The organism is Frigoribacterium sp. R86507 (assembly GCF_044597695.1).
In the GTDB taxonomy this organism is placed as follows: Bacteria; Actinomycetota; Actinomycetes; order Actinomycetales; family Microbacteriaceae; genus Frigoribacterium.
This window is the reverse complement of sequence record NZ_CP139002.1, coordinates 1,711,088-1,735,332: the sequence shown is the minus strand read 5'-3', so window position 1 is coordinate 1,735,332 and position 24,245 is coordinate 1,711,088. Positions and strand designations below refer to the sequence as shown.

The 24,245-nt window shown below is 73.2% G+C and carries 22 protein-coding genes; 11 read left to right on the top strand and 11 right to left on the bottom strand.

Annotated features, from left to right (window positions below; translation table 11 throughout):
* The first annotated feature begins 25 nt into the window (after positions 1-25).
* The 3 genes from SJY14_RS08270 to SJY14_RS08260 all read left to right on the top strand — a co-directional run bounded on the left by SJY14_RS08270 (position 26) and on the right by SJY14_RS08260 (position 1,462).
* Positions 26-433 carry a hypothetical protein gene (locus SJY14_RS08270; protein ID WP_396598666.1) on the top strand — a complete coding sequence of 136 codons (408 nt, stop codon included), beginning with the start codon at positions 26-28 and terminating at the stop codon, positions 431-433.
* Positions 434-531: 98 nt separating this feature from the next.
* On the top strand, positions 532-1,116 hold the full coding sequence (locus SJY14_RS08265) for a hypothetical protein (RefSeq protein WP_396598665.1): 585 nt from the start codon (positions 532-534) through the stop codon (positions 1,114-1,116).
* A gap of 55 nt (positions 1,117-1,171) precedes the next feature.
* Complete coding sequence (locus SJY14_RS08260) at positions 1,172-1,462, top strand: hypothetical protein (protein ID WP_071255401.1); 291 nt, start codon at positions 1,172-1,174, stop codon at positions 1,460-1,462.
* Between the two features lie 139 nt (positions 1,463-1,601).
* Here the strand turns inward: SJY14_RS08260 and SJY14_RS08255 are convergent, their stop codons facing one another.
* The 4 genes from SJY14_RS08255 to SJY14_RS08240 all read right to left on the bottom strand — a co-directional run bounded on the left by SJY14_RS08255 (position 1,602) and on the right by SJY14_RS08240 (position 5,643).
* Positions 1,602-2,576: a RimK family alpha-L-glutamate ligase gene (locus SJY14_RS08255; RefSeq protein WP_071255507.1), complete on the bottom strand. Its 975-nt coding sequence runs from the start codon at positions 2,574-2,576 to the stop codon at positions 1,602-1,604.
* 103 nt (positions 2,577-2,679) lie between these two features.
* Complete coding sequence (locus SJY14_RS08250) at positions 2,680-3,378, bottom strand: alpha/beta hydrolase (RefSeq protein WP_071255399.1); 699 nt, start codon at positions 3,376-3,378, stop codon at positions 2,680-2,682.
* A gap of 293 nt (positions 3,379-3,671) precedes the next feature.
* Positions 3,672-4,022 carry a hypothetical protein gene (locus SJY14_RS08245; protein ID WP_396598664.1) on the bottom strand — a complete coding sequence of 117 codons (351 nt, stop codon included), beginning with the start codon at positions 4,020-4,022 and terminating at the stop codon, positions 3,672-3,674.
* 175 nt (positions 4,023-4,197) lie between these two features.
* Positions 4,198-5,643: a hypothetical protein gene (locus tag SJY14_RS08240; protein WP_071255397.1), complete on the bottom strand. Its 1,446-nt coding sequence runs from the start codon at positions 5,641-5,643 to the stop codon at positions 4,198-4,200.
* A 126-nt stretch (positions 5,644-5,769) separates the two neighbouring features.
* Between SJY14_RS08240 and SJY14_RS08235 the strand changes: the two genes are divergently transcribed.
* Genes SJY14_RS08235 through SJY14_RS08225 form a run of 3 tightly spaced genes read left to right on the top strand, consistent with a single transcriptional unit; the run spans position 5,770 to position 11,947 of the window.
* On the top strand, positions 5,770-7,506 hold the full coding sequence (locus SJY14_RS08235) for a DUF3375 family protein (RefSeq protein ID WP_396598663.1): 1,737 nt from the start codon (positions 5,770-5,772) through the stop codon (positions 7,504-7,506).
* Entirely contained in the window at positions 7,503-8,486 is a 984-nt protein-coding gene (locus SJY14_RS08230) for a DUF4194 domain-containing protein (RefSeq protein WP_396598662.1), read from the top strand. Before SJY14_RS08235 ends, SJY14_RS08230 begins: the two co-directional genes overlap by 4 nt.
* Positions 8,483-11,947, top strand: coding sequence for an ATP-binding protein (locus tag SJY14_RS08225; RefSeq protein WP_396598661.1), 3,465 nt, complete (start codon positions 8,483-8,485; stop codon positions 11,945-11,947). Before SJY14_RS08230 ends, SJY14_RS08225 begins: the two co-directional genes overlap by 4 nt.
* 138 nt (positions 11,948-12,085) lie before the next feature.
* Here SJY14_RS08225 and SJY14_RS08220 read toward each other — a convergent pair whose 3' ends face one another.
* From SJY14_RS08220 to SJY14_RS08200, 5 genes are read right to left on the bottom strand one after another with little or no spacing between them, the layout of a single operon-like run.
* A complete protein-coding gene (locus SJY14_RS08220; protein WP_396598660.1) occupies positions 12,086-12,955 on the bottom strand; it encodes a citryl-CoA lyase in 870 nt (289 codons plus the stop codon).
* Positions 12,952-14,238, bottom strand: a complete 1,287-nt coding sequence (locus tag SJY14_RS08215) for a CaiB/BaiF CoA transferase family protein (RefSeq protein ID WP_396598659.1) — start codon at positions 14,236-14,238, stop codon at positions 12,952-12,954. Before SJY14_RS08215 ends, SJY14_RS08220 begins: the two co-directional genes overlap by 4 nt.
* The gene (locus tag SJY14_RS08210) at positions 14,235-15,770 is read right to left on the bottom strand and encodes a tripartite tricarboxylate transporter permease (protein ID WP_396598658.1); all 1,536 of its coding nucleotides are present in this window, start codon (positions 15,768-15,770) and stop codon (positions 14,235-14,237) included. The genes SJY14_RS08215 and SJY14_RS08210 overlap by 4 nt, the downstream gene beginning before the upstream one ends.
* Entirely contained in the window at positions 15,770-16,360 is a 591-nt protein-coding gene (locus SJY14_RS08205) for a tripartite tricarboxylate transporter TctB family protein (RefSeq protein WP_218141832.1), read from the bottom strand. The genes SJY14_RS08210 and SJY14_RS08205 overlap by 1 nt, the downstream gene beginning before the upstream one ends.
* A complete protein-coding gene (locus tag SJY14_RS08200; protein WP_255364195.1) occupies positions 16,357-17,361 on the bottom strand; it encodes a tripartite tricarboxylate transporter substrate binding protein in 1,005 nt (334 codons plus the stop codon). The genes SJY14_RS08205 and SJY14_RS08200 overlap by 4 nt, the downstream gene beginning before the upstream one ends.
* A gap of 167 nt (positions 17,362-17,528) precedes the next feature.
* On the opposite strand from SJY14_RS08200, the gene SJY14_RS08195 reads away from it, so the two are divergent.
* The 3 genes from SJY14_RS08195 to SJY14_RS08185 all read left to right on the top strand — a co-directional run bounded on the left by SJY14_RS08195 (position 17,529) and on the right by SJY14_RS08185 (position 20,149).
* On the top strand, positions 17,529-18,398 hold the full coding sequence (locus SJY14_RS08195) for an IclR family transcriptional regulator (protein WP_396598657.1): 870 nt from the start codon (positions 17,529-17,531) through the stop codon (positions 18,396-18,398).
* Positions 18,399-18,480: 82 nt separating this feature from the next.
* Complete coding sequence (locus SJY14_RS08190) at positions 18,481-19,101, top strand: RraA family protein (protein WP_071255389.1); 621 nt, start codon at positions 18,481-18,483, stop codon at positions 19,099-19,101.
* Complete coding sequence (locus SJY14_RS08185) at positions 19,094-20,149, top strand: hydroxyacid dehydrogenase (protein ID WP_396598656.1); 1,056 nt, start codon at positions 19,094-19,096, stop codon at positions 20,147-20,149. Before SJY14_RS08190 ends, SJY14_RS08185 begins: the two co-directional genes overlap by 8 nt.
* On the opposite strand, the gene SJY14_RS08180 is transcribed toward SJY14_RS08185, so the two are convergent.
* The gene (locus tag SJY14_RS08180; protein WP_396598655.1) at positions 20,116-20,853 is read right to left on the bottom strand and encodes a response regulator; all 738 of its coding nucleotides are present in this window, start codon (positions 20,851-20,853) and stop codon (positions 20,116-20,118) included. The two genes, SJY14_RS08185 and SJY14_RS08180, sit on opposite strands and share 34 nt — an antisense overlap.
* Positions 20,850-22,058, bottom strand: a complete 1,209-nt coding sequence (locus SJY14_RS08175; protein WP_396598654.1) for a sensor histidine kinase — start codon at positions 22,056-22,058, stop codon at positions 20,850-20,852. Before SJY14_RS08175 ends, SJY14_RS08180 begins: the two co-directional genes overlap by 4 nt.
* Before the next feature lie 179 nt (positions 22,059-22,237).
* Between SJY14_RS08175 and SJY14_RS08170 the strand changes: the two genes are divergently transcribed.
* Together SJY14_RS08170 and SJY14_RS08165 are read left to right on the top strand one after the other, a co-directional pair.
* The gene (locus tag SJY14_RS08170; RefSeq protein ID WP_396598653.1) at positions 22,238-22,933 is read left to right on the top strand and encodes an ABC transporter ATP-binding protein; all 696 of its coding nucleotides are present in this window, start codon (positions 22,238-22,240) and stop codon (positions 22,931-22,933) included.
* Positions 22,930-24,240 carry an ABC transporter permease gene (locus SJY14_RS08165; protein ID WP_396598652.1) on the top strand — a complete coding sequence of 437 codons (1,311 nt, stop codon included), beginning with the start codon at positions 22,930-22,932 and terminating at the stop codon, positions 24,238-24,240. Before SJY14_RS08170 ends, SJY14_RS08165 begins: the two co-directional genes overlap by 4 nt.
* Positions 24,241-24,245 lie beyond the last annotated feature (5 nt).

The following is a 24,245-nucleotide window of genomic DNA, read 5'->3' as shown; positions in this document are numbered from 1 at the left end:
CACCACCCCGCTCGAACGGAGTCCGATGAGCACCCCACCCTCCCCCGGTGGCACCGACGCCCTGTTCGGCGTCGTGCAGACCGCCCTCACGATCGGCAGTGCGATCCCACTGCTGCTGTCGGTCGTCGCGTCGGTGCTCTTCGTGCGGATGCGACGCCGACTCTCGTCCGAGCCGACGGGAACCCGTCGTCTGGCCGACGACGCCCGACGACTGCACGACCTGGCCCGGGTGAGCCTGCTCGGCTCCGGCTTCGGCCTCGTGCTCCTGGTGATCGGCCAGCTCGTCGTCGGCCTCGGCACACCCGTCGGGCTCGCCGGGGCGTTCGCCGGGCCGCTCGCACCCGTGACGATCGGTGCGGTCGTGCTGACCGGCCTCGCGGCCGTGGCGTTCGCGACCTCGCCGGCACCACCCGCGCCTCCTGAACGCCGCTGACGCAGCGCTTCGGGAGGGGCTCGCCCCTGCCTCCCCCGAGAGGAGGAGAACCCCCCATAAGGGTGGTAGATGATCGGACAGGTCTGTACGGTCGAATCATGACATCGACGACGAGGTCTCCTGTCCGTTCCCCGATGCGACGACTGGCGGGCACCGCCGTGGTCATCGCCGCATCGATCGGGTTGCTCGCCCCACTGATCGGCGGGGCGACCTCGGCGTCGGCGGCGGAGACCGTCGCACCCAACGCTGTGGACACCGTCGTGCAGGCCACCGAGCCGTTCATCGTCACCGACGCGACCGGCACCTCGACCTTCGACGTCGACGCGGCGACCCAGGCCGGGGCCTCTCCTGAGACGCTCCTCGCCGGAGAAGCCTTCAACGACATGGTGAGTATCCGTTCGGCCAGCCAGCCCTCCGACGGTGCGCGGGTCGCGGCAGGTTTCCCGGTGTGGGGCAACTGGTGCGGACCCGGCCACGGCGGCGGGACGGCGGTCGACACACTCGACCGCCTCTGCGAGCGGCACGACAAGTGCTACGGCGACCGTGGCTACTTCAGTTGTGCCTGCGACGCTCAGCTCAAGGCCGAGATCGATCGGTTCTCCGGGCAGATGAAGTCGAACGAGCGTGCCGTCGCCGCGGCGATCAAGCTCGTCTTCAGCACGGGGGTGTGCAATCCGTTCTGAGCGCGCGGTCGACCGGGCTGACCGGGCCACCCGCACGGCCGTCGTCACCCTGGCCGTGGGGCTGATCTCGACCGTGGTCGCCGTAGCCGTCCCGTGGGGCGCCGACGACGCCGTCCGCTGGGTCCCCGTCGCGATCGTGCCTGTGGCCGGTGTGATCGGCGCCGTGGTCTGCCTGCGCGCGCTTCGCCCGTCGACGCCCGCCCGTGAAACGGCGACACCGGACGGGTCGCCGACCCCTGCCGGACGCGAGGCCCGCGTGACCGCGCTCCTCGTGGCCGACGTGATCATGGCCGTGGCCCTGCTGCCCGCCGCCTGGGCCCTGGTCGTCCTGATCGCCGGCCCCTGACGCCCCCGGCCGGTGACACCGCCGAGAGGACGAGGCACCGCGGCACGACGGGGTGCCGTGTCCACTCGGCGGTGTCGCCGTGAACGACGCCAGGCAGATGTCCGCGTGAACGGCTAGGCGGGCGTCGCCGTGAACGGCGTCAGGCGGGTGTCGCGGCGTACTCCGCCGCCAGCACCTCGCCCAGCCAGGCAGCGAGCGTCGCCGCGGCCGACACCGACGACGACCGCTCGACGTCGGGGTTGTAGTTGGTGTTCGTGTTGACGTCGTACGGCACCAAGCGACCGTCGACGGTCTCGATGAACTCGATGCCGGCGACCTCGATGCCGTGCTCGGCGACGAAGGCCTCGAGCCGCCGGACGAGCGGGTGCTCGGCGGTGACCGACGGCCGCACGGCGAACGGGGCGAACGTGGCCGGGTCGGCGCCGTCGGGCACGACGCACGCGTCGGCGGGGCACAACTCGAAGCTGCCGGCCGAGGTGTCGACCCGCACGGCGTAGACGAACCGCCCGCCGACGAACTCGACGCGCGTGTTGAAGGGCTCCTCGGCCTGCAGGAACTCCTGCAGCAGGGTGATCCCGTCGACCGGCACCTCGAAGTCGGGCCCGTCGACGTACGCGTCGAAGGAGTCGAGGTCGTCGAAGCGGCGCACCCCGAGGCCCTTGCCGCCCTGGTTGTGCTTCGTGATGAACGGCAACGTCTGCTCGCGGGCCCGCGCCTTGAGGTCGGCGGTGCCGAACACGGCGGTCGTCGCGGGCACGTCGAACCCGGCCGATGCCAGCGCCAGGTACTGCGCGACCTTGCTCACCTCGAGTTCGACGACATCGCTGCCGTTGATCGTCCGGCGTCCGTGCCGTTCCGCCCAGCGCAGGGTCGCGCGGGCGACCTCCTTGGCGGTTCCCCGACCGCGCGTGTGGGCCGAGCCGCTCAACCGCGACCAGAACACCCCTTCAGGAGGCGCGGCGGCGAGGTCGAAGGACGTTCCGTCGAGCAGGTGCTCGCGGTGGGGCACCCCCGCGGCGTCGAGCGCGGCGACGAGCGGCGGCAGCCACTCGTCGTTGTCGTGCAGCACGTGCACGACGGGTGTCGGGTCGGCGTGGTCGATCGGCGAGGTCATCGTTCGATCGTGCACCGTTCGGGCCCGGGGTGCCAGCCCGGCCGACACACGCGGACACGACGCGTCACGTCGACGGGGGCGTGCGCGCCGCGAACACGTCGCGTCACGTCGGCCGGGGCGTGCGCGCCGCGAACGCGTCGACGAGCACGGGGTCGTCACTGCGCTGCCGTTCGAGGAACAGCACGATCGAGGCCGTCACCGTGCGGTGGCCGGGGCCCCGTAAGACATCGTGCCCGCCCTGGCCGACGAGGCGGACCGAACCCCGCGGCAGCTGGGCCGCCCAGGCGACGGCGTCCGCGACCTCGGTGACCCGGTCCCCGTCGCCGTGGAAGACCAGGGTGGGCTGCACCACCGACCGTGCGGCCGGCAGGGACAACCCCGTCGGCAGGGCCCTCCGGGTCCGGTCGTCGCGCCGGTCGGACCCGAGGCCTCGTCGCGAGGCCGGGGTGAGCACGCCGGTCAGCACGACCGCGTCCACGGCCGCGACCGAGTCGGCCGCGACGGATGCCGCGAGGGTCGCCCCGACGTCGGAGCCGAGCAGCACGACGGGTCTCGGCAGTGCCCGGTCGCGCACGAGCCGCTCGACACCCGCCCGCACGGCGCGGACGTCGGTGGAGACGTCGTCGAACAGCTCGACCCGGTACCCGTCGAAGACGAGACGGTCGGTGAGCCTCGCGAAGTCGTCCGCTCGCTCGCCGGCCCCGAGCAGGACGACGACGGTGCCGCGCACCTCGACGGTCGGGGTCGAACCGACCTCGCTCGAGCCCCCCGGGTCGAGGGCCGTGTCGCCGACGCCGCTCACGACGCGCCCGCGGTGTGCAGCAGCGTCAACGAGAGGCCGCTCGGCGTCCGGCGAGAGGCCGCGGTCGGACGGGTGTTCCTGCTGGTCACAACGACTCCCCTGCCCTCGACGACGGATCGGTGCGGGGCGCCGGCGAGCGGCGACCCCGCGTCCCGTCATCCTCGGCCCGGGGCTTGCGCCACACGAACGACGTGACGTTTCGTGACGGATGGTGACGCCGTGTCTCGCGACGGTGGTGGTGACGTCGATCCCAGGAACGTGGCTCGTGGCTCGTACCCCTACGAGCATGACGATCAGTACGTGTCGTACGAGTTCTCGCCCTCGTGCAGCGCGAAGCGCCGAGAGGCCGAGGCGAGGGTCACGAGGTGGGAGGCCTCGTCGAAGCGACCCACGTAGGCCGCACCGCCTGGGCCCGTCACGAGGAGGCGAGGGTCACCGGTCTGCTCGTCGATCGCGGAGTCGTACCCCTCCCGGTCGTCGAAGGCGCCCGCGATGACGTCGAGGACGGCAGCCCTCTCCGAGGCACCGTCCATCTGCACCGTGACCCGGCCCGTCCACTGGTACGTGTCATCCGAACAGCTCAGCAGCACGCCAGTGGGTGCCTGATCGACCGACACCACCTCGGCCGCCGGGAAGGAGTCCACGACCGACCTCTCGATCGCCATCGTCTCCGTCTTGGCGTCGTCCACGTCCAGGCCGTCTTGCCCGGCGCCCTCGCCCCGGCCGCGCACCCCGTCACGGCCAGCGAGACCGCCAGGGCCAGGACGGCCGCCGCGGGGCCGCGTCTCACGGCGAGGGTTCCGGGCACCGCACCGGCCATCACGCACCCCATGCGGACCGGACGATCTCGCACGATGCCGCGTCATCGGCGTCGAGCGCCGAGCAGTCGCTCGTCGCCCCCTGCCCGACCGTCTCGGTGGCGAGGTCGGCCGCCGCTCGGACGTCTCGTCGGAACGACACGACGGTCCCGGCCGGTGCCGTCCTCACAGCCGTGACGACGTCCGCGAGAGCTGCGTCGGTGACGGTGTCACCGAGCTCGATGCCGACTCGACCCGCCGTGGCTGTCACGGCCAGGCCCTCGATCCGGGGAGAGGCCACGATCGCGCCCGCGACGGCGGTGAGCAGGGCGAGCGCCTCGGGGCGGCCCGAGAACGCGAGACCCCTGCGGTCGGCTCCACCGGGCGAGACGCGGATCTCGTCCATCCCGGACACGGCCGCGGAACCCCCGATGGCCTGCATCGCGGGCACGACGCCGTCGAGTCCCGACGTCCGTACCTCGACCGACCGGGCGCTGATCGCCGAGTAGGTGACCGTGCCGGGCGCCACGACGTCCACCAACGACTCGGCGGCGGACAGGTCGCCGTCGAGCTCCCGCCGTTCGTCCGGTGAGTCGACGAAGCCGATCGACGTGCCGGGCACCTCCGACATCGCGACGAGGGCGCCGGCGATCCGGGCGGCTCGAGGGGACGCCTCCGCCACCTCGTCCGGCGAGTGGTACCCCGTGACGGTCGGTGTGTCGAGATCGACCCTGATGCCTTCCGGCAGGACGTCGACCCGCCCGGGCCCGAGGTCGGTGGCCCCGACGGCATCGAGCAGACGCCCCTGGTCGGCGGCGTCGAGGACGACGTCGGACGTCGCGGGGTCGTCGAGGACCGCGGGGAACCCGCTGACGTTCTCGGTGACGAACCGGCGGGAGTCCGGGCTCCAGGCCGTCACGTCGACGTCGGTCAGCTGAGCCGCGGCGTGCCGCAGGGAGCGGGCCCGCTTCCAGGCCGAGACGACGTCCGACGAGTCCGAGGGCACCACCGTGATCCCGAACCCCTGCCGAGGCGAGTCGGTTCCGATCGCCCGGCCCTCGCCGAACGCGTGCGTGGTGAGGGACATCTCGGCGAAGACCGGGTCGTTCGCGACGCGACGGGCGAGGTCGAGCTGTGCCGCCGTGTCGCCCTCGTCGGCGAGCACCTCGAACGAGACGGTGCCTCGCCGGACGTCCACGAACTGCCAGCCGGAGGAGTCGCCCACGTTGCGGACCACGAACGGCCTGATGCGCTCCGCGACGGCTTCGAGGTCGTCGTCGGAGAGGTCGTCCTCGACCACGACCGTGGCCTGGGCCTCAGCGACGCCGAGGGGAGAGTCGGTCCCGGCCGTCTCGATCTCGACGACGCCGTCGACACCTTCCATGCGGGACTCGAACCGGTCGAGCAGGTCCTGAGAGCTCGCGCACCCGGCGCCGAGCACGAGGACGGCCACGACGACGGTCGCCACGACGCCTCGCCTCGACCTGATCCCCATCCCGACATCCTGGCCTCTGCGGACGACGAGCGACACCGTCGCCGAGCGGAGCGTCGCCAGTTGGTATCGTCGTCCGACGATTGCCGGAGGTCTTGCTTGGTGAACCACCCGCCGGGGCACGACGACGCCCTGAGCCGCGACGACGTGCGCGCGGCGTACGAAGACGACCCCACCTGGGCCCTGCTCCGCGGCTACAACGCCCGGTGGATGCTGCCGCTCTTCTCCCGCCACCTCGAGCACGCCGAGGGTCCGGTGTCGGCCGACTGGTTCCACCGGCAGGTCGCCGACGCCCTCGAGCAGAACGCCGCCGAGCAGGCCGCGTCCGAGCAGGCGGCGTCCGAGCCGGGGTCACCCGAGCAGGCCGCCACCGAGCCGGCGACGACCGAGCGGGACCCCGAGGAGGCGCGGCCCGCGTCCCCGACGCCCGTCGCCATCCCGGCCCCCACCGAGCAGAAGACCACCCCGGCCGAGTACTGCCGCAGCTGGGTCGAGAGCCGCTGGCTCGTCCGCACCCGCGCCTCCGGACCGGACGCCCGCGCCGAGTACCGCCTGTCGCCGCACGCGCTCAAGGCGCTGCGTCTCGTGCGCGACCTCGTCGAGCGCGACAACGCCGTCAGCGAGGCCCGCCTCGGCAGCATCGCCCACGCCGTCGGGCAGCTCGCGGGCCTCGCCGACCCCAGCCGCGAGTCGCAGCTCGCGCGCCTCGACGAGCAGATCGCCGAGCTCGAGCGCCGCAAGGCCGAGATCGAGCGGCACGGCACCGAACCCACCGCTCCCGACGTGCTGCGCCGACAGGTCCGCGAGGTGGTCCGCCTCACCGCGTCGCTGCCCGAGGACTTCCGGCAGCTCGGCGCCATGGTCGAGCAGCGACACCGCGAGGTCGCGCGCCGGGCGTCGTCCGAACACGTCGGCAAGGGCGCGCTCGTCGACCAGTACCTGCGCGACAACGACCTGCTCGAGCAGACCCCCGAGGGACGCGCCTACCGCGGCTTCGCCCAGATGTTGTCGTCGCGCGGCATCGACGTGATGCGGGCCGACATCGAGAAGGTCCTCGCTCAACCCGACGCCGCCGAACAGCTCACCGAGCGGCAGCGCACGCAGCTCGAGTCGCTCATCTCGTCGCTGCTCGCCGAAGAGCAGAGCGTGCAAGAGACCTACGGTCGCTGGACGTCCTCGCTGCGGCGCTTCCTCAGCAGGTCGGGCTCCGACCAGCAGCAGCGTCTGCTCACCCTCGCCGACCGGGCGCTGCACGCGGGTGGCGTCTGGGCCGAGCGCCGGCCGGGCCACGCCGTGCTGCCGGCCGAGCACGGCGACGGGCTGGGCCTCGGGGCGCTCGACGTCCGCGACGTCAGCCAGGTGCAGCTGCACACCGATCGCGCGCGGCCGACGGTCGACGTGCAGGTGACGATCGGCGACGCGACCCTGCCCGAGGCCGACCGGGCCGCCCTCCGCCTCACCTCGGGGACGAGCACGGCGGCCGTCTCCGCGACGATCGACCGGCTGCTCGCCGACCGCGACGAGGTCACGAGCGTCGACGTGTACCGCGCCACCGAGCCCGAGTTCCGCCGTCTCGGGCTCGTCCTCAGCATGCTCGACCTGGCGCTCGAACGCGGCGTCGTCGGCGACGACACCGAGACCGTCGAGCTCGCCGGCGATCCCACCGGTCCCGGCGCGTCGTCGGACGCGGGCCCAGAAGGCACGAACCCGGGAGGCGCGGGCCGGCAGGTCACGCTGCCCCGCCTCGTCTTCCGGCGCGATGCCGCGGGCCCGCCCGACGCCGAGTCCGCCGCACCCGACCTCACGACCAGCACGACCAGCACGAAGGACCTCGCATGAGCCCCGAAGCCCCCTCGGACGAGACCGGCGTCGACGAGGCGACCCGCGCCTCCTTCGCCGAGGCGACCGCACCCTCCGTCGACGAGTCGACGCGCGCCTCCCGCGACGCCTTCGACGACGGTGACGACGACGCCGTCGCGGCGGGTGGCGGCACCGACGCGCTGCCGCTGGCCGGACGCAAGGCCCTGGTCACGCTGCTGACCCACCGGTTCGTGTCCCGCGCCCGGCAGCAGGAGGCCTGGGCCGGCCTGCTCGCCCACGAACCCGAGATCCGGGCGCGGCTCGAGGAGATGTTCCTCGTGCTCGTCGTCGACCACGACCACGAGGTCGCCTTCAAGCGGCAGAGCGGCGAGGACGACGTGCCCGTGCTGCTGCGCCGCGAGAAGCCCCTGTCGCGGGACGCCTCGCTGCTGATGGTCTTCGCCCGCCGCGAGCACGCCTTCACCGACGGCCTCGACGAGGCCGTCGTCATCTCCAAGGACTCCGTCGCCGAGTTCCTCGGGCGGTACCACGACGACTCGGGCTCCGACGAGGTGCGGGCCCGTCGCCGGGTCGACGCCGCGATCGCCGCGCTCGTCGCCCGCGACCTGCTCACGGCCGAGCCCGACGATCCCGAGCTGTTCGTCGTCTCGCCCGCGATCGTGCCGCTGATGACCGCCGACCGGCTGGCACACCTCGAGCGGGTGTACCTCGAGGCGGCGGGGGTCGAGGGCGACGTGACCGGCGAGGGCGAGGGCGAGGTCGAGGTCGACGCACCGGGCGACGCGCGCGCCGAGGCCGACGCGGCGGACGATGCCGACGACATCGCCGTCGAACCCGAGGTCGAACCCGACCCCGACGAGGACGACGACGGCCCCGACGCCCGGGCCGAGGACGCCCCCGAGACCGAACCCGACCCGACCGCCGTCCCGCTCGACCTCGACCTCGAGCCCCCGCACGACGCCGACACCGCCACCGACCCGGAAGCACCCCAGGCATGAGCATCGCCGACACCTCCCCCGACCTCGGCATGTTCCACTCGGGCCAGTACCGCATCGAGCAGGTGCAGCTGCTCAACTGGGGCAGCTACGCCGGCCTGCACCGCATGCCCGTGGGACGCGGCGGCATCGCCATCCTCGGCCCCACCGGCCGCGGCAAGTCGACCGTGCTCGACGCGATGGCCGCGGTCATCATGCCCAACCCGCAAGAGTTCAACCGGGCCGCCCGCGACGACAGCCGCCAGCGGTCCGAGCGCACGGTCTACAGCTACGCCCGCGGCAAGACCGACGAGGTGCGCGACGCCGCCTCCGACCGGACGACGACGCGGTTCCTGCGACCGCTCGGCCAGGCGTTCCCGAGCGGTGCCGCGATCACCTGGTCGACCGAGCTCGGCCAGACCGTCACGGCCGTCCGCGTCGCCTGGATCGGCGAGGACACCGCGAGCCAGGACGACGTCACTCAGGCGAGCGTCTACCTGCTCGTGCAGGGCCGGTTCGACCTCAGCCGCCTCTCCGAGGTGACCCGCGAGGGCACGAGCCAGAACCCGCTGACCCGCGGCTCGCTCGCCCGGCTGCTCGACCCCGCCCACGACCTCGCGACCTCGTCGCAGCCCGAACTGCGGGTGCAGCTCTGCGGTCAGCTCGGCATCGGCGGCAGCGACGAGTCGCAGCTCAAGGCCCTGACCCTGCTGCGGCGGGCACAGGCGTCCAAGGGCGTGTTCTCGATCGACGACCTCTTCAAGCAGTTCGTGCTCGTCCAGCCGCAGGCGCTCAGCCGGTGGGAGACCACGCTCGCCACCTACCGCGAGGCGTCCGCGCTCTACGACGTGTTCGAGACGACCCGCAAGAAGCTCGACGTGCTCGAGGGCGTGCCGACGCTCGCCGACCGCTACGAGCTCGCCGGCCGCGACGGATCGGCCAAGCGCCGCCTGCTCGCGGACGCCGACGGGCCCAGCCGCCTGCGCGTCTGGCTGGCCGAACGCGTCGGCAGCTGGGTCAGTGGCGAGGTCGACCGCGTCACGACCGAGAAGCGCGAGCAGGGCGAACGCCGGAGGCGCGCCCAGGCGGACGAGCAGCTCGCGTTCCGATCCCGTGAACAGGCCCTCGCGCGGATCAGCGAGCTCGGGGGCGATCCCACGCAGTCGCTCCGCGAGCACGTGGCCGCCGCCGAGGCCGAGCTCGCCGCCGTCGAGCGCACCCGCGGCCGCCTCGCCGCCGCCCTGGACGGGAGCGGCGAGTCCCTCCCCCGGAACGACGAGCAGCTCGTCGCCCTCGGGCAGCGCGCCGACCGCCTCGCGGCCGACGACGCCGCGGCCCGGGCCGCGACCGCCGACGCCCGCAGCGACCTCGCCGCCCGCATCGGCGAGACGAAGCGGGCCCTCGCCGCCCTCGAGAAGCAGAAGCGCTCGTTCGAGCAGCGCCGCAGCAACGTACCCGACGACGCGATCGAGCGACGTCGCCGCATCGCCGAGGGGGCGGGCGTGCCGGTGTCGAGCCTGCCCTACGCCGGCGAGCTGTTCGAGGTCGCGCCCGAGCACACCGGGTGGGCCGTCGCGATCGAGCGCGTGCTCGGCGATCTCGCCACGCACCTCCTCGTCGACCGTGCGCACTTCGACGCCGTGCGCCGCTGGGTGGACGAGAACGACGTGCGCGGACGCGTCACGCTCGTGCCGGCGACCGCCGGGGCCGAGCCGACGCTCTCGCCCGTCGACCACACCGTGCCCGCGATGGTGCGACTCGACCCGGCCAGCCCGTTCCGCGGCTGGCTGCACGACGAACTCGTCGCCGACCGCAGCGTGCTCTGCGTCGAGGGGCCCGACGACCTCGACGACCCGCGGCTGGCCGGCACCCGCGGTGCCGTCACCCGACGGGGCCTCCGCACCGGGTCGCGCGACCGTGTGATCAAGGACGACCGGTCGACCCGCTCGTGGATCGGCCTCGACAACGCGGCGCGCATCGCCGAGCTCGGCGACGAGATCGTCGACCTCGAGGCCGTGCTGGCCCGGGTCCGCGGCGAGTACGACGCGATCGAGGCCGAGGCGGCCGACCGCCGCCGTGTCGCCGACGCCGTCGCCCGGGCGAAGGAGTTCACCTGGGACGAGCTCGACACCGCCCCCGCGCAGGCGAGGCTCGACGACCTGCGCGCGCAGCTCGACCGCATCGCCGTCGAGCGTCCCGAGCTCGCGACGTTGCAGGCCGAGGCCACGCAGCACGACGACGACCGCTCCGCCGCGACCCGCCGCCTGGCCGAGATCGACCAGGTCCTCGCGCAGCTCGACGAGAAGCACGCGACGCTCGTCGACATCGAGGACGAGTTCGCGGACGCCGCCGACGCCGAGCCCCTGAGCGACGACGAGCGGGCGCTGCTCGCCCCGCTGCCGTTCGCCGCACCGCGTGAGGCGACCGACGTCGCCCGGCTCCACCGGGACGCCGCGTCGCAGCTGCGGGCCCAGGTCGACGCGCACGACCGCGACCGGGCGAACGCCGAGTCGACGCTCGTCGTCGTCTTCGAGCGCTACCTCGAGCTCGACCGCACCGCGGGCATCGATGCCACGATCGAGAGCCTGCCGGCGGTCCGGGCGATCCACCGGCAGCTCGTCGAGGACGACCTGCCGCACGCGAAGCAGCGGTGGCTCGAGAGAGCCGGCAGCGACGTGGGCGACAGCCTGCGGGCGCTGCTCGTCCAGATCGAGGAGGACGGCCACGTCATCCGTCGTGGCGTCCGCCCGATCTCGCAGGCGTTGCGGTCGATCGAGTTCCGTCAGGGTTCGACGCTCGACATCGAGCCGCGGCCGGTGTCGAACGGCGACCTGCTCGAGTTCAAGCGCACCCTGCGAGAGCACACCGGCGGGGCCGATGCCACGTCCGAGGCACGGTCCTCGGACGGACGGTCCTCACAGGCGCAGACCCCGGAGGCGCGGGATGCGTCCGAGGTCGAGCGCCGGTTCCTGAGGCTCCGCCGCGACCTCGCCCACCTCGAGGAGAAGTCGAAGGTCGGCGACGCCTGGCGCCGCCGGGTGCTGGACGCCCGCGAGCACTACCAGTTCCGGGCGATCGAGACCCGCGCCGACGGCACGCAGATCGTGCACGAGGGCGTCGCCGGCAAGTCGGGCGGCGAGGGGCAGGAGCTCATCGCGTTCGTGCTCGGGGCCGCGCTGCGGTTCCGGTTGGGCGACGGCACCGACCGGGTGCCGACCTACGCTCCGATCGTGCTCGACGAGGGCTTCGTCAAGGCGGATGCCGAGTACACCGGCCGGGCCCTGGCGGCGCTGACCTCGCTGGGCTTCCAGCTCGTGGTGGGCGCACCGCGCGACAAGGTCAACGCGTTCGAACAGCACGTCGAGAGCGTGGCGTACATCTCGAGCGACCCGTCGAACCCCGAGCTGTCGCGCATCTACCCGCTGACGATCCGCCAGGCGATCCAGGTCGAGCAGCACGGCCTCGACCCCGCCGCGCTCGCCTGACCCGCGCCTCCCTGCCCGCCCCGTCCTCCCTCCGCTCGAGTGGGCAGAAGATGCCCTCCGTACACGGACGAAGAACATCCCCAGCCCACTCGGCGTGCGGGGTGGGCGGGGTGAGACGGAGGCACCCGCGGCCGGGACTCAGAGGTCGCGGGTGGCGGGGCCCGTGTAGTCGGCCAGGAAGCCCTTGGGCAGCGGACCCTTGATGCGCTGGCCCGAGCCGCGCTCCTCCCAGGCGTGGGCGAGGATGCCCACCGACCGCGAGAGCACGAACAGCCCGCGCGCCAGTTCGGGTTCGATGCCGAGTTCGCCGTAGACCACGGCCGACACCCCGTCGATGTTCATCGGCACGTCGCGCGACGCGAGCACGCCCTCGACGGCGAGGGCCGCGTCGAGGTGACGCCCCTCGACCACGCCCTCGTCGCGCGCCCGCTCGACGAGGGCCAGCAGCGGGTCGCGGCGCGGGTCGCGCGGGTGGAAGCGGTGCCCGAACCCGGGCACGAACTCGCCCCGGGTCTTGTGGGCCGCGACCTCGGCGGCGGCCAGCTCGTCGAGCGGCGCACCGGTGTCGCGGTGCGAGGCGACCAGACGGTTCAGCAGCTGGACGCACTGCTGACCCGCGCCTCCGTGGGTGTCGCCCAGCACGTTGACGCCGTTCGCGACGGCCGAGTTGAGGCCGACGCCGCAGGTGACTGCCATGCGCGCGCTGGCGATCGACGGGGCCTGCGGGCCGTGGTCGACGCTCGCGACGAGCGCGGCCTCGAGCAGCGCGGCCTGCGCCGGATCGGGCCGTTCGCCGCGCGTCATCAGCCAGACGGTCTCGACGAAGCCGAGGTTGCCGATCAGCTGCTGCACGGGGTAGCCGCGCAGCTCGATGACGCCGGGCTCGATCTTGGTGATGCCGGTCGACCACCAAGCGGTGGTCGAGGCGATCCGCGCCTCGAGCCGGGCGGTCTCGGCCTGCGCTGCGGCGAGGCGGGCCTCGAGGTCGGCTCTCTCGTCGGCGCTCACACCGCGCCTCCTTCCCTGAGGTCGTGGATCTCGTCGGCGTCGAAGCCGAGCTCGGCGAGGATCTCGTCGGTGTGCTGCCCGAGCAGAGGTGGCGGCAGGGTCGGCGCCCCGGGCACGCCGTCGACGCGGATGCCGTGGCCCATCACCCGCAACGGGTCGTCGCCTTGCGCCCCGCCCGGGAAGGGCAGCTCATGAACGAGTTCGCGGTCGCGCACCTGCGGACTGTCGAGCATCTCGGCCACGGTCAGCACCGCCGCGGCGGGTACGCCGGCGTCGCTCAGCAGCGCCTCCCACTCGGCGGCGCCGCGGGTGGCCAGCGCCGCCTCGATCTCGTGGGTGAGCGCGGCGCGGTGGGTCTTGCGGTCCTCGCGGCCGGCGAACCGGGCGTCGACGGCGAGGTCGGCACGCCCGATCAGGGTGCAGAGCGACTCGAACTGCTCCTGCTTGTTGGCCGCGATGTTGAGGGCTCCGTCCCCGGTCGCGAACGTGCCCGAAGGAGCCGCCGTGCCGTTGTCGTTGCCGAGCGGCCGCGGCTCGGTGCCGGCGACGAGGTGGTTCGAGACGACCCAGCCCATGGCGGTCGCCGCGGTCTCGAGCATGGACACGTCGATGACCGAGCCCACCCCGGTCCGCTCGCGACCGAGCAGCGCCGACGAGATCGCGAACGCCGCCGCCAGCCCGCCGAGCGTGTCGGCGATCGGGTAGCCGGCCCGCAGCGGGGCCGTCTCGGGCGTGCCGGTGACGCTCATCATGCCCGAGCTGCCCTGGATGATCTGGTCGTACGCGGGCTTGCCGCGCAGCGGGCCGGTCTGCCCGAACCCCGAGATCGCCGCGTAGACGAGTCGTGGGTTGATCCCCCGCAGCACGTCCCAGCCGAAGCCGAGCCGCTCGAGCACCCCGGGCCGGAAGTTCTCGAGCAGGACGTCGGCCTCGGCCACCGCCCGCCGCAGCACCTTGGCCCCGCCCGGCTTCTTCAGGTCGACCGTCAGCGACCGCTTCTGGGCGTTCTGCGCCAGGAACGAGATGCCGAGGAGGCGCTGGTTCAGTTCGGCGGACGCCCCCAGTTGGCGGGCGAGGTCGCCCCCGTGCGGCGTCTCGACCTTGATCACGTCGGCCCCGAGCAGGGCGAGTTGGTACGCCGCGTAGGGCCCCGCGAGGACGTTGGTCATGTCGAGGACGCGGACGCCGTCGAGCGGTCGGGGTCGGGGTCGGTCGTGGTCCCCGGCCGGCTCGGGGGGCCGAGCGGGGTCGTGGGCCGGGGTGGGGTCGGGGGGCTGGGTCACACGGTCTCTCTCTGGCGGTCGGCGATCGCCTGGGCGACGGTCCTCCGGCTGCGGATCTTCTGGAAGGCGGCGCCGGCGACGGCGAGCAGGAGCACGACGTAGAGGGTCACCGAGATCGGGCTCGACACGAGGATGGCGGGGTCGCTCTCGCTGACGGCCATCGCGCGCCGGAACTCGGTCTCGGCGAGGGGGCCGAGGATGATCGCGATGAGCATCGGCGCGACCGGCAGGCCGTAGCGGCGCATGAGGAACCCGATCAGCCCGATCACCGTGACGAGCACGAGATCGAGGATCTTCGCGCTCGTCGCGTAGACGCCGAGCATCGCGAAGACCGAGATGCCCGCGTACAGGTAGTGGCGCGGCACCTTGAGCAGTTTGGCCCAGAGCGGCGCGAACGGCAGGTTGAGGATCAGCAGCACCACCATGCCGACGAAGAAGCTGGCGAGCAGTGCCCAGACGAGGTCGGGGGCGCGCTCGAACAGCAGGGGCCCGGGCTGCAGGCCGTACTGGCGGAACGCGGCGAGCAGGATCGCCGCCGTGGCGGAGGTCGGCAGTCCGAGCGCGAGCAGCGCGCCCATCGCCGTGCCGGCCGTGGCGTTGCCGGCGGCCTCGGGGCCGGCGACGCCCTGGATGGCACCGCGGCCGAACATCGAGTCCTTGCGGCGGGCGTCGAGTCGGCGCTCGGTGCCGTAGGCGAGGAAGGTCGGCACCTCGGCGCCGCCCACCGGGATGATGCCGAACGGGATGCCGATCGCCGTGCCGCGCAGCCAGGCCGGCGCCGCCAGGCGGAACTCACGACGGGACAGCCAGAGTCGACCACGCGAGGGCACGAGTGCCGTCTCGTCGGGGGTGCCGCGCTTCGCCGCGACGCTGAAGACCTCGCCGAGCGCCAGCAGGCCGACGGTGATCACGACGATGTCGATGCCGTCGAACAGCTCGGGCACGCCGGCCGTGAATCGCGAGGCGCCCGAGATGCCGTCGATGCCGACGACCGAGATCGCCAGGCCGATGCCGAGGGCGGCGAGGCCGCGCAACACCGACTCGGTGACGACCGCCGAGATCGCCACGAAGGCGAACACCGCCAGGGCGAGGTACTCGGCCGGGCCGAACAGCGTCGCGAGCTCCGCCAGCAGTGGAGCGAAGAACACGACCAGCACCGACGCGATGATGCCGCCGATGAAGGCACCGATCGCCGAGGTCGCGAGGGCCTGGGCGGCCCGCCCGCTCGTGGCCATCTTGTGGCCCTCGATCGTGCCGGCGATGGCCGTGCTATTGCCCGGGGTGTTCATCAGGATGCCCGAGATCGAGTCACCGAACAGACCGCCGAAGAGCACGCCGGCGAACATGATGAACGCGCCGATCGGGTCGAGCGAGAAGGTCACGGGCAGCAGCAGGGCGACGGCCATGGCCGAGCCGAGGCCGGGCAGGACGCCGACGGCCGTGCCGAGCACGGCTCCGATCAGCACCCAGAGCATGTTGATCGGGGTCAGGACGGTGAGGAACCCGTCCCCGAGGTTGGCGAGCGATTCCATCAGAAGATCCCCTCGAGGATGCCGGGAGGCAGGTTGAGGCCGAGTCCGGCCGAGAAGGCGAGCTGCACGATCGACGAGATCGCGAGTGCCAGGAAGATGTCGAAGACGGGCCGCTGGCTGCCGAGCGCGCGGGCGATGCCCCAGAACAGGACGGCACCGGCCAGCAGCCAGCCGAGCGGCGTGAGGGCGGCGATGAACACCACGACCGTGCCGAGGGCACCGAGCAGGGCCCGGTGGTTGCTGGTCGGGCGGCGCTCGACGGGTTCGCCGTCGAGGTCGAGGTCGTCCACGTCGCCGGGGGCGGCGGGCTGGGCGATCTCGACCGTGGCGGCCTCGGGCTTGCGCAGCACGTCGATCGCGAGCAGCACGGCCACGATCAGCACGAGGGCCGCCACGATCGCCGGGAAGACCTGGGGCCCGGGCGAGGTGGCGGTGTCGGGCACGCGCATCGTCACCGTGCCGACCACGAGAGCCAGCCCGATGACCAGCATGAGCGCCGGCACGATCAGGCCCGTGCGTCGGCGCCAGAACCCGTCCGCGACGACCACGGCCCGACGGGTGACCGAGACGGTCCGGATGACGCCGCTCACAGGCCCAGCTCCTCGATGATCGTGTTCACGCGGGCCTGGTCCTCGGCGATGAAATCGGCGAAGTCCTCTCCGGTGACCACCGCCGGGGCCCAGGAGTTGCGCTTCAGGGTGTCCTGCCACTCGTCGGAGGCGACCATCTCGTCGATGATCGCGACGAGTTCGTCGCGCTCGGCGTCGGTGATGTCCTTCGGGGCCACGAGACCGCGCCAGTTCGGCAGGTGCACGTCGATGCCCTGCTCGATGAAGGTCGGGGCGTCGATGCCGTCGACGGGTTCCTCGGCCGAGAGCGCGAGGGCCCGCAGGTTGCCGGCCTCGATCTGGTCGCTGAACTCGTTGTAGCCGCTGACGCCGATCTCGACCGTGCCCGAGAGCAGGGCGGTCAGCACCTCGCCACCACCCGCGTACGAGACGTAGTTGATCTCACCGGGGTCGACGCCGACCTCGCGGGCGAACAGGCCGGCGAGCAGGTGGTCGGTCCCGCCGAGCCCGCCGCCGCCGATCGGGTGGCTCTGCGGGGCCTCGCTCCACGCCGCGACGAAGTCGTCGATCGTCTCGTAGGGCGAGTCAGCGGGGACGATGAAGACCTCGTAGTCCTCGGCCAGCTTGGCGATGGGCGTCGTGTCCGAGAGGTCGACGTCCGACCCGTTGACCGTGATCGCCCCCTCCATGACCGTGCCGGTCATCATCAGGTTCGTGGGATCGGCGCCCAGGCCGACGAACTGGCTCAGGCCGATGGTGCCGCCGGCGCCGGGCACGTTGACCACCTGCACGTTGTTGACGATCGACGCCGCGCGGAGGGCCTGTTGCGCCTCACGGGCCGCGAGGTCCCACCCGCCGCCGGGCGCCGCGGGCGCCATCATCGTCAACTTGGCCCGGGGGTCGGCGCCCGCCGTGCCGTCGCCGGCGTCGACGGCCGCGAAGCCGACGAGCACCGCGGTCGCGACGATGCCGACGGCCCCCGTGACGACCTTGCGCCTGTTCCTGTCGATCAGATTGCCCACACGATCACTCCCTTGTGATGGTTGCAGCGGTTCGCACCGGCGATCCCACCCCGAAGGGTGTCCACCTGGTGGATGTCTGTGTCCGCCTGATGGTAGCTTCGCCGTGGAAGTCCCCGCAAGGGCGGCCCCGCCCGGGCCCCGCGCTTCCCCGGCGAGAGGTCGAGACGATGACACCAGCTGAGGCGACACCGCCCCCCACGACACCGACCCCTGCGGTCGCGGGCCGCGGCGACGCGAGCGGCGTCCGCGCCGTCAGCCGGGCCCTGGCCGTCCTGCAGGCGTTCACGCCCGAGCGCAGCACGCAGACCCTCTCCGAACTCGTGCGCGCCTCCGGCCTGCCCCGCACGACCGTCCTCCGTCTGGTGGACACCCTCGTCGCCGAGGGCATGTTGCAGCACGGGCCCGACGGGCGGGTCGGCGTGGGCACGCGGATGATCCACTGGGGAGCCTTCGCCGCCCGCGCCTGGGCCGTGCCCGCCGCCACCGCCGACCGCATGGCCGCGCTCGCCGCGGTGACGGGCGAGACCGTCAGCCTCTACGTCCGCAGCGGCGTGGCCCGAGTCGTCGTGGCGCAGTCGCCCAGCCCGCACAGCCTCCGTCACGTCGTCCAGGTGGGCGACGAACTGCCGCTGTGGATCGGCGCCGCGGGCGCCGTGCTGCTGAGCGGTGAGCCCGCCGAGGCGCTCGACGCCACCCTCGACGACGTCGACGCCACGGCGGAACCGGGCACGCGCGGCTCGAGCCCGACCACGCCGTTCTCACCGGTGCCGGTGCTGCCCGCCGATCGTGACGCCGTGCGGGCCCGGGTCGAGCGGGCCCGCCACGAGGGCTGGTCGGTGTCGCACGGCACGCGGGAGCCGGGCAACTCGGGCGTCGCCGTCCTCGTCCCGGGACGCCCGCCGGGCCGACCCGTCGCCCTCGCCCTGGGCGGGCCGACAAGTCGCTTCACCGACGACGCGGTCCCGCGGTTCGTGGACGAGCTGCGCCGCGCCTCCTCGGACCTCGCCCGCACCGGGCTGCCGCCCGCCCTCGACTGACCCACCGCACCCGGACCCGCACCACCGCCACCGCCATCGACACCGACCGAGAGACCCCGCACCCCCAAACGACAGGAGCACCATGAGCACGACCTCGACCTCCCCGGCCTCGCGGCCCCTCCGACCGGTGCTGCCCGCCGCCGGTGAACTCCCCGTCGCCACGGTCTCGGACGCCATGGAGCGCTTCGGCGTCGCGGACGGCGTCCGCCCGCTCTGGCGTGGTGCCGCCCTGTCGGGCCCGGCGTTCACCGTGTGGACCCGGCCGGGCGACAACGCCGGCCTGCACGCCGCGTTCGAGCGCATCCGTCGGGGCGAGATCCTCGTGGTGAACGGTGGCGGTGACGAGACCCGCGCCCTGATCGGCGAGCTGGTGGCCGAGAAGGCCAAGGCACTCGGCGTCGGCGGCATCGTGCTCGACGCCGCGGCCCGCGACGTGGTCGAGCTCGAGCGCGTCGGCGTGCCGGTGTTCGCGCGGTCCGTGACGCCGGCGGGGCCGTGGAAGACCGGGCCGTTCCGCACCGGCGAGACGATCGCGGTCGGCGGCGTGGCGGTGTCGCCGGGCGACTGGGTGCTCGGGGACGACGACGGGGTGGCGATCGTTCCGGCTGCCCGGGTCGACGAGGTCGTGGCGGCGACGCACGAACTGCTGCGCGGAGAAGGCGACCGTCGAGCGGCGAACCGGAAGCTGGTGCCGCGTGACTGACGCGGGGTCGCCGGGCTCGGCGGGCTCAGGGGGCTCGGGTGGCTCGAAGGACCCGACGGGCCGCACGCCCGTCGTCTGGGTGCCGCGGCCGATCGACGACGACGTGGTCGCGTCCTTGCGCGCCTGGGCCGACGTGCGGCTCGGCTGGGGAGACGACGCCGCGGGCTGGTCCGACGTCGCGGCCGAAGTGGAGGGCGTGCTGCTGCGCACGGCCCGGGTCGACGGCGCGATGATGCGCGAGGCACCGCGGCTCCGCATCGTCGCGCGGCACGGCGTCGGCCTCGACACGGTCGACGTCGACACCGCGGCCGAGCTCGGCATCACCGTCACCACGACCCCGGCCGCGAACAGCCGGTCGGTCGCCGAGCTCGCCGTGACGTTGCTGATGGTGACCAGGCGCGGACTCGGCGCGGCGTGGTCGGGCGGCGGTGCGCTGGTCGGGGACCCGGGTGCCGACGGCTCCGGGACCGTGCCGACCCGCGCCTCCTTCGTGGGGCGCGAACTGCACGGCGCGACGCTCGGGCTGCTCGGTTTCGGGCGGATCGCGCGGCTCGTGGCCGATGCGGCCCGTGACGGCCTCGGCATGCGCGTCGTCGCCCACGACCCGCACCTCTCGGACGACGCCGTCCGGGCGGCCGGAGCCGAGCCCGCCGACCTCGACGCCCTGCTCGCGGCGTCGGACGCGCTGAGCGTCCACGTGCCCCTGACGCCCACCACCGTCGGCCTGATCGGCGCGCGCGAGCTCGCCCTGTTGCGCCCCGGCGCAGTGGTCGTCAACACCTCGCGCGGCGGCGTCGTGGACGAGGAGGCGCTGGTCGCCTCACTCGACGCCGGTCACCTCGCGGGGGCCGGTCTCGACGTCACCACGGTCGAGCCGCTGCCCGCCGACCACCCCCTGCGCGGCCGATCCGACGTCGTGCTCACCCCGCACGTCGGAGGCCAGACCCGCGAGGCCATGGCCCGCGTCGGGCACGAGGCCGCCGAGCACCTCCGCCGCGTGCTGTGCGCCCCCGGTCAGGACCCCGGCGCGAGGAAGCCCGTCTCGTAGGCGAGGATCACCAGTTGCGCCCGGTCGTGGGCGTCGAGCTTGGTCATGATGCGGTTGACGTGGGTCTTCGCGGTGTGCGGCGAGATGACCAGGTCGGTGGCGATCTCGGCGTTCGCGCGCCCCCGCGCGACGAGCAGCAGCACCTCGCGCTCGCGGTCGGTCAGGTGCGCGAGTTCGGGCGGCACGGCCTGCGACGGCGCAGCCCCCGACGAGGACTCCCCCGAGGCCGAAACCGACCCGCCGCCGCCACCCGCGCCGACACCGTCGCGGCCGCCACCGGGCAGCACGTACTTCTCGATCAGGCTGCGCGTCGCGACGGGTGACAGCAGCGACTCCCCCGCGTGCACGGCCCGCACCGCCCGGACGATCTCGTCGGGCTCCGCACCCTTGCCGATGAACCCGCTCGCCCCGGCGCGCAGGGCGGCGACGAGGTACTCGTCCTCCTCGAACGTCGTGAGGATCAGCACCTTCGTCTCGGCGAGCAGCGGGTCGGCGCAGATCTCGGCCGTCGCGCCGATCCCGTCGAGCTCGGGCATGCGGATGTCCATGACGACCACGTCCGGCTTCAGCGCCGAGGCCCGCATCACCGCCTCGCGGCCGTTCACGGCGTCACCCACGACCTCGACCCCGTCCTCACCGTCGAGGATGTCGGTCACGGCCTGACGGATGAGCGGCTGGTCGTCGACGACGAGCACGGTGGTCACGAGACTCCCCCGTCGACGTCCGATGCACGGGTCACCGGCAGCACGGCCGCCAACCGGAAGCCGCCCGGCGTGGGCCCGGTCTCGACCACCCCGCGCACCGACGCGACGCGTTCGCGCAGCCCGAGCAGTCCGTGCCCACCCCGCACGTCGTCCGGGTCGGGCTCGGCCCGCACCACCGGCACGGGGTTCGTCACGACGATCGACACCTCGTGCTCGTCCACCGCGACGAGCACGTGCGCGCGGTGCTCGGCACCGTGCTTGCTGGCGTTCGTCAGCCCCTCCTGCACGACCCGGTACGCGACGAGGTCGGCCGCGCCCGTCACCGAGGCGAGCGGCCCCTCGACCCGGGTGCCCACGACGAGCCCGGCGTCGGCGAAACCGGCCACGAGTTCATCCAGTCGCGCAAGACCCGGCTGGGGTGACGGGGCGCGGTCCGAGTCACCGGCGCGCAGCACCTCGAGCAGGTCGCCGATCTCGCCGAGGACGGTCCGGGAGGCGCGGCGGATGGTCGCGAGGGCCGTCACCGCCTTCTCGGGTCGCGTCTCGATCGCCGACGACGCGACCCCGGCGTTGAGGCTGATCACCGAGATCTGGTGGGCGACGGCGTCGTGCAGGTCGCGGGCGATGCGCAGCCGCTCCTCGGCCACCCGGCGCGAGGCCTCGGCCTCACGGGTGCGCTCGGCCCGTTCGGCTCGCTCGGTGACGGCCTCGATGTACTCGCGCCGCGAGCGGCTGGCGTCACCCGCGGCGGCCGCGAAGGCGATGAGCAGGGTGAACTGGACCACGGGCAGGTCGAAGACGCGTCCGCCCACCGCCGGCAAGCCGAGCAACAGGACGGCCAGGGCGGTGCCGACCGTCACGACGATCGTGCGGCGCCGCGGTGTGCGTGCGGCGACGGCGAACACGGCGATGCCGGTGGCGAGCACGACGCCGGGTGCGAGCGTGCCGAGCAGCGTGCCGACACCGAAGAGCACGACGATCGCGGCGAGCACCGGGATCGGACTGCGACGCCGGAACGGGAGCAGGACGACGGGGGCGAGGACGACGGCGACGGCCGGTCCCCCGGTCGGCCGGAACTCCGCGACGGGGAAGGGGGCGAAGGCCGCACCGACGACGAGCAGCGCGGCGAGCGTGTCGCCCAGCCACCAGGGGACGCGAGGTCGCGGATAGGCCGGCTCGCGCCTCCTGCCGTCCGTCGTCGTCATGACCCCATCGTGCCCTGGAACGCCGGCGACCGAGTCCCCCTGTGGCCCGACGTCGCGTACCGCGGTCGCGGTACGGGCGCTCGGGCAGGTGTCCGCGGTGGGGGGACGCCCCGGGCGGAGCGGCCCGCGAGTGTGGGTCTCGGCCCCGGAGACACCGGGCCGTCAGCGACAGGAGCACCATGGCGCCGATCATCTCGGTCCGAGACGTCCACCGTTCGTACGGGCGCGGCCCGAACCGGTTCGAGGCCCTGAAGGGGGTGAGCTTCGACATCGCCGAGGGCGAGAGCGTGGCGATCGTCGGCAAGAGCGGCTCGGGCAAGTCGACCCTCATGCACGTGCTCGCCCTGCTCGACGCCCCGACGACCGGCACCGTCGAGCTCGAGGGCATCGACACGAGCACGCTCAAGGGCGGACGCCTGAACCGGACGCGCAACAAGACGTTCGGCTTCGTGTTCCAGCAGTTCTTCCTGACGTCGAGCGCGTCGGTGCTCGAGAACGTCGTGCTGCCGATGAAGATCGCGGGAGTGCCCCGCGGCGAGCGCCGTCGCCGGGGGCTGGCGGCCCTCGAGCAGCTCGAGCTCGCCGACAAGGCGAAGAACAAGGCCCTGAACCTGTCGGGTGGTCAGAAGCAGCGCACGGTGATCGCGCGGGCGTTGGTGAACGATCCGCGCATCATCTTCGCCGACGAGCCCACGGGCAACCTCGACACGGCGACCGGGGCGGTCGTCGAGGACATCCTGTTCTCGTTGAACCGCGAGAACGGCATCACGCTGATCGTGGTGACCCACGACGAGGAGCTCGCGGCGCGCTGCGACCGGCGCATCGTGATCCGCGACGGGCTGATCGTCGACGACGAGGCCGAGGTGGCCGCATGAAGACGACCGACCTGCTGTCGACCGCCGTCTCGAACACGTTCCGGTCGAAGACGCGGACGATCCTGACCATCCTGGCGATCTTCGTCGGCGCGTTCACGCTGACGCTGACGAGCGGGCTGGGCACCGGCATCAACGCCTACATCGACGACACGGTCTCGGCCGTCGGCTCGTCCGACACCATGACGGTCACGAAGGCCTCCGACGACGCGCAGGGTCTGAGCGTGGGCGGCTCGGGCCCGACCGAGTACGACCCCGACACCGTCGCCGCCGGTGGGTTCGGCGCCCCCGGGTCGACCGTCGTCGCCCTGACCCCGGACGACGTGACGACCCTCGAGGGCGTCGACGGCGTGCTGGACGTGCAGCCGACCCAGTCGCTCTCGACCGACTACGTCGAGGGCGAGAGCGGCACGAAGTACGTCGTGTCGGCGAGCGCGCTCGTCCCCGGGCAGCAGCTCACCCTGACCGCGGGTGCCCAGCCCGACGACGACGACGCCGACCTGCAGGTGGCGATCCCCACGTCCTACGTCGGGCCGCTGGGGTACCGCGACGACGCAGCGGCCGTCGGTCAGCCGGTCACGCTGGCCGTGACCGACGCCACGCGCACGCAGCACACGGTCACCGCGACCGTCGTCGGTGTCGCGGAGGAGAGCATCGCGTCGCCCGCCGGCGCGTCGGTCACCCCGAACGCCGCTCTCGGCACGGCCCTGTTCGACGCGCAGAACGTCGGGCTGCCCGCCGACCAGGTCGACCGCTACGCGCAGGCCACGGTGCGGTTCGCCGCGGACGCGTCCGACCAGCAGGTCACCGACCTCAAGGATCGTCTGACGGCCGCCGGCTACACCGGCACCACCGTCGCCGACCAGCTGGGCACCTTCACGACGGTGATCGACGGCATCGTGCTGGTGCTGAACGCCTTCGCCATCATCGCCCTGCTCGCGGCGAGCTTCGGCATCGTCAACACGCTGCTGATGAGCGTGCAGGAGCGCACCCGCGAGATCGGCCTGATGAAGGCCATGGGCATGGGCAGCGGCAAGGTGTTCGGCCTGTTCAGCCTCGAGGCCGCGTTCATCGGGTTCCTCGGCAGCGCGATCGGCGTGGGCATCGCGATGATCGCGGGCAGCCTGGCCAGCGCGGCACTGGCCGGGTCGCTGCTGTCGAACCTGCCCGGGCTGACGCTGATCGCGTTCGACCCCGTGTCGATCGTCCTGATCATCGTCGTGGTGATGGTGATCGCGTTCCTGGCCGGCACACTGCCCGCCGCCCGCGCCGCCAAGGCCGACCCGGTGGAGTCGCTTCGCTACGAGTGACGACG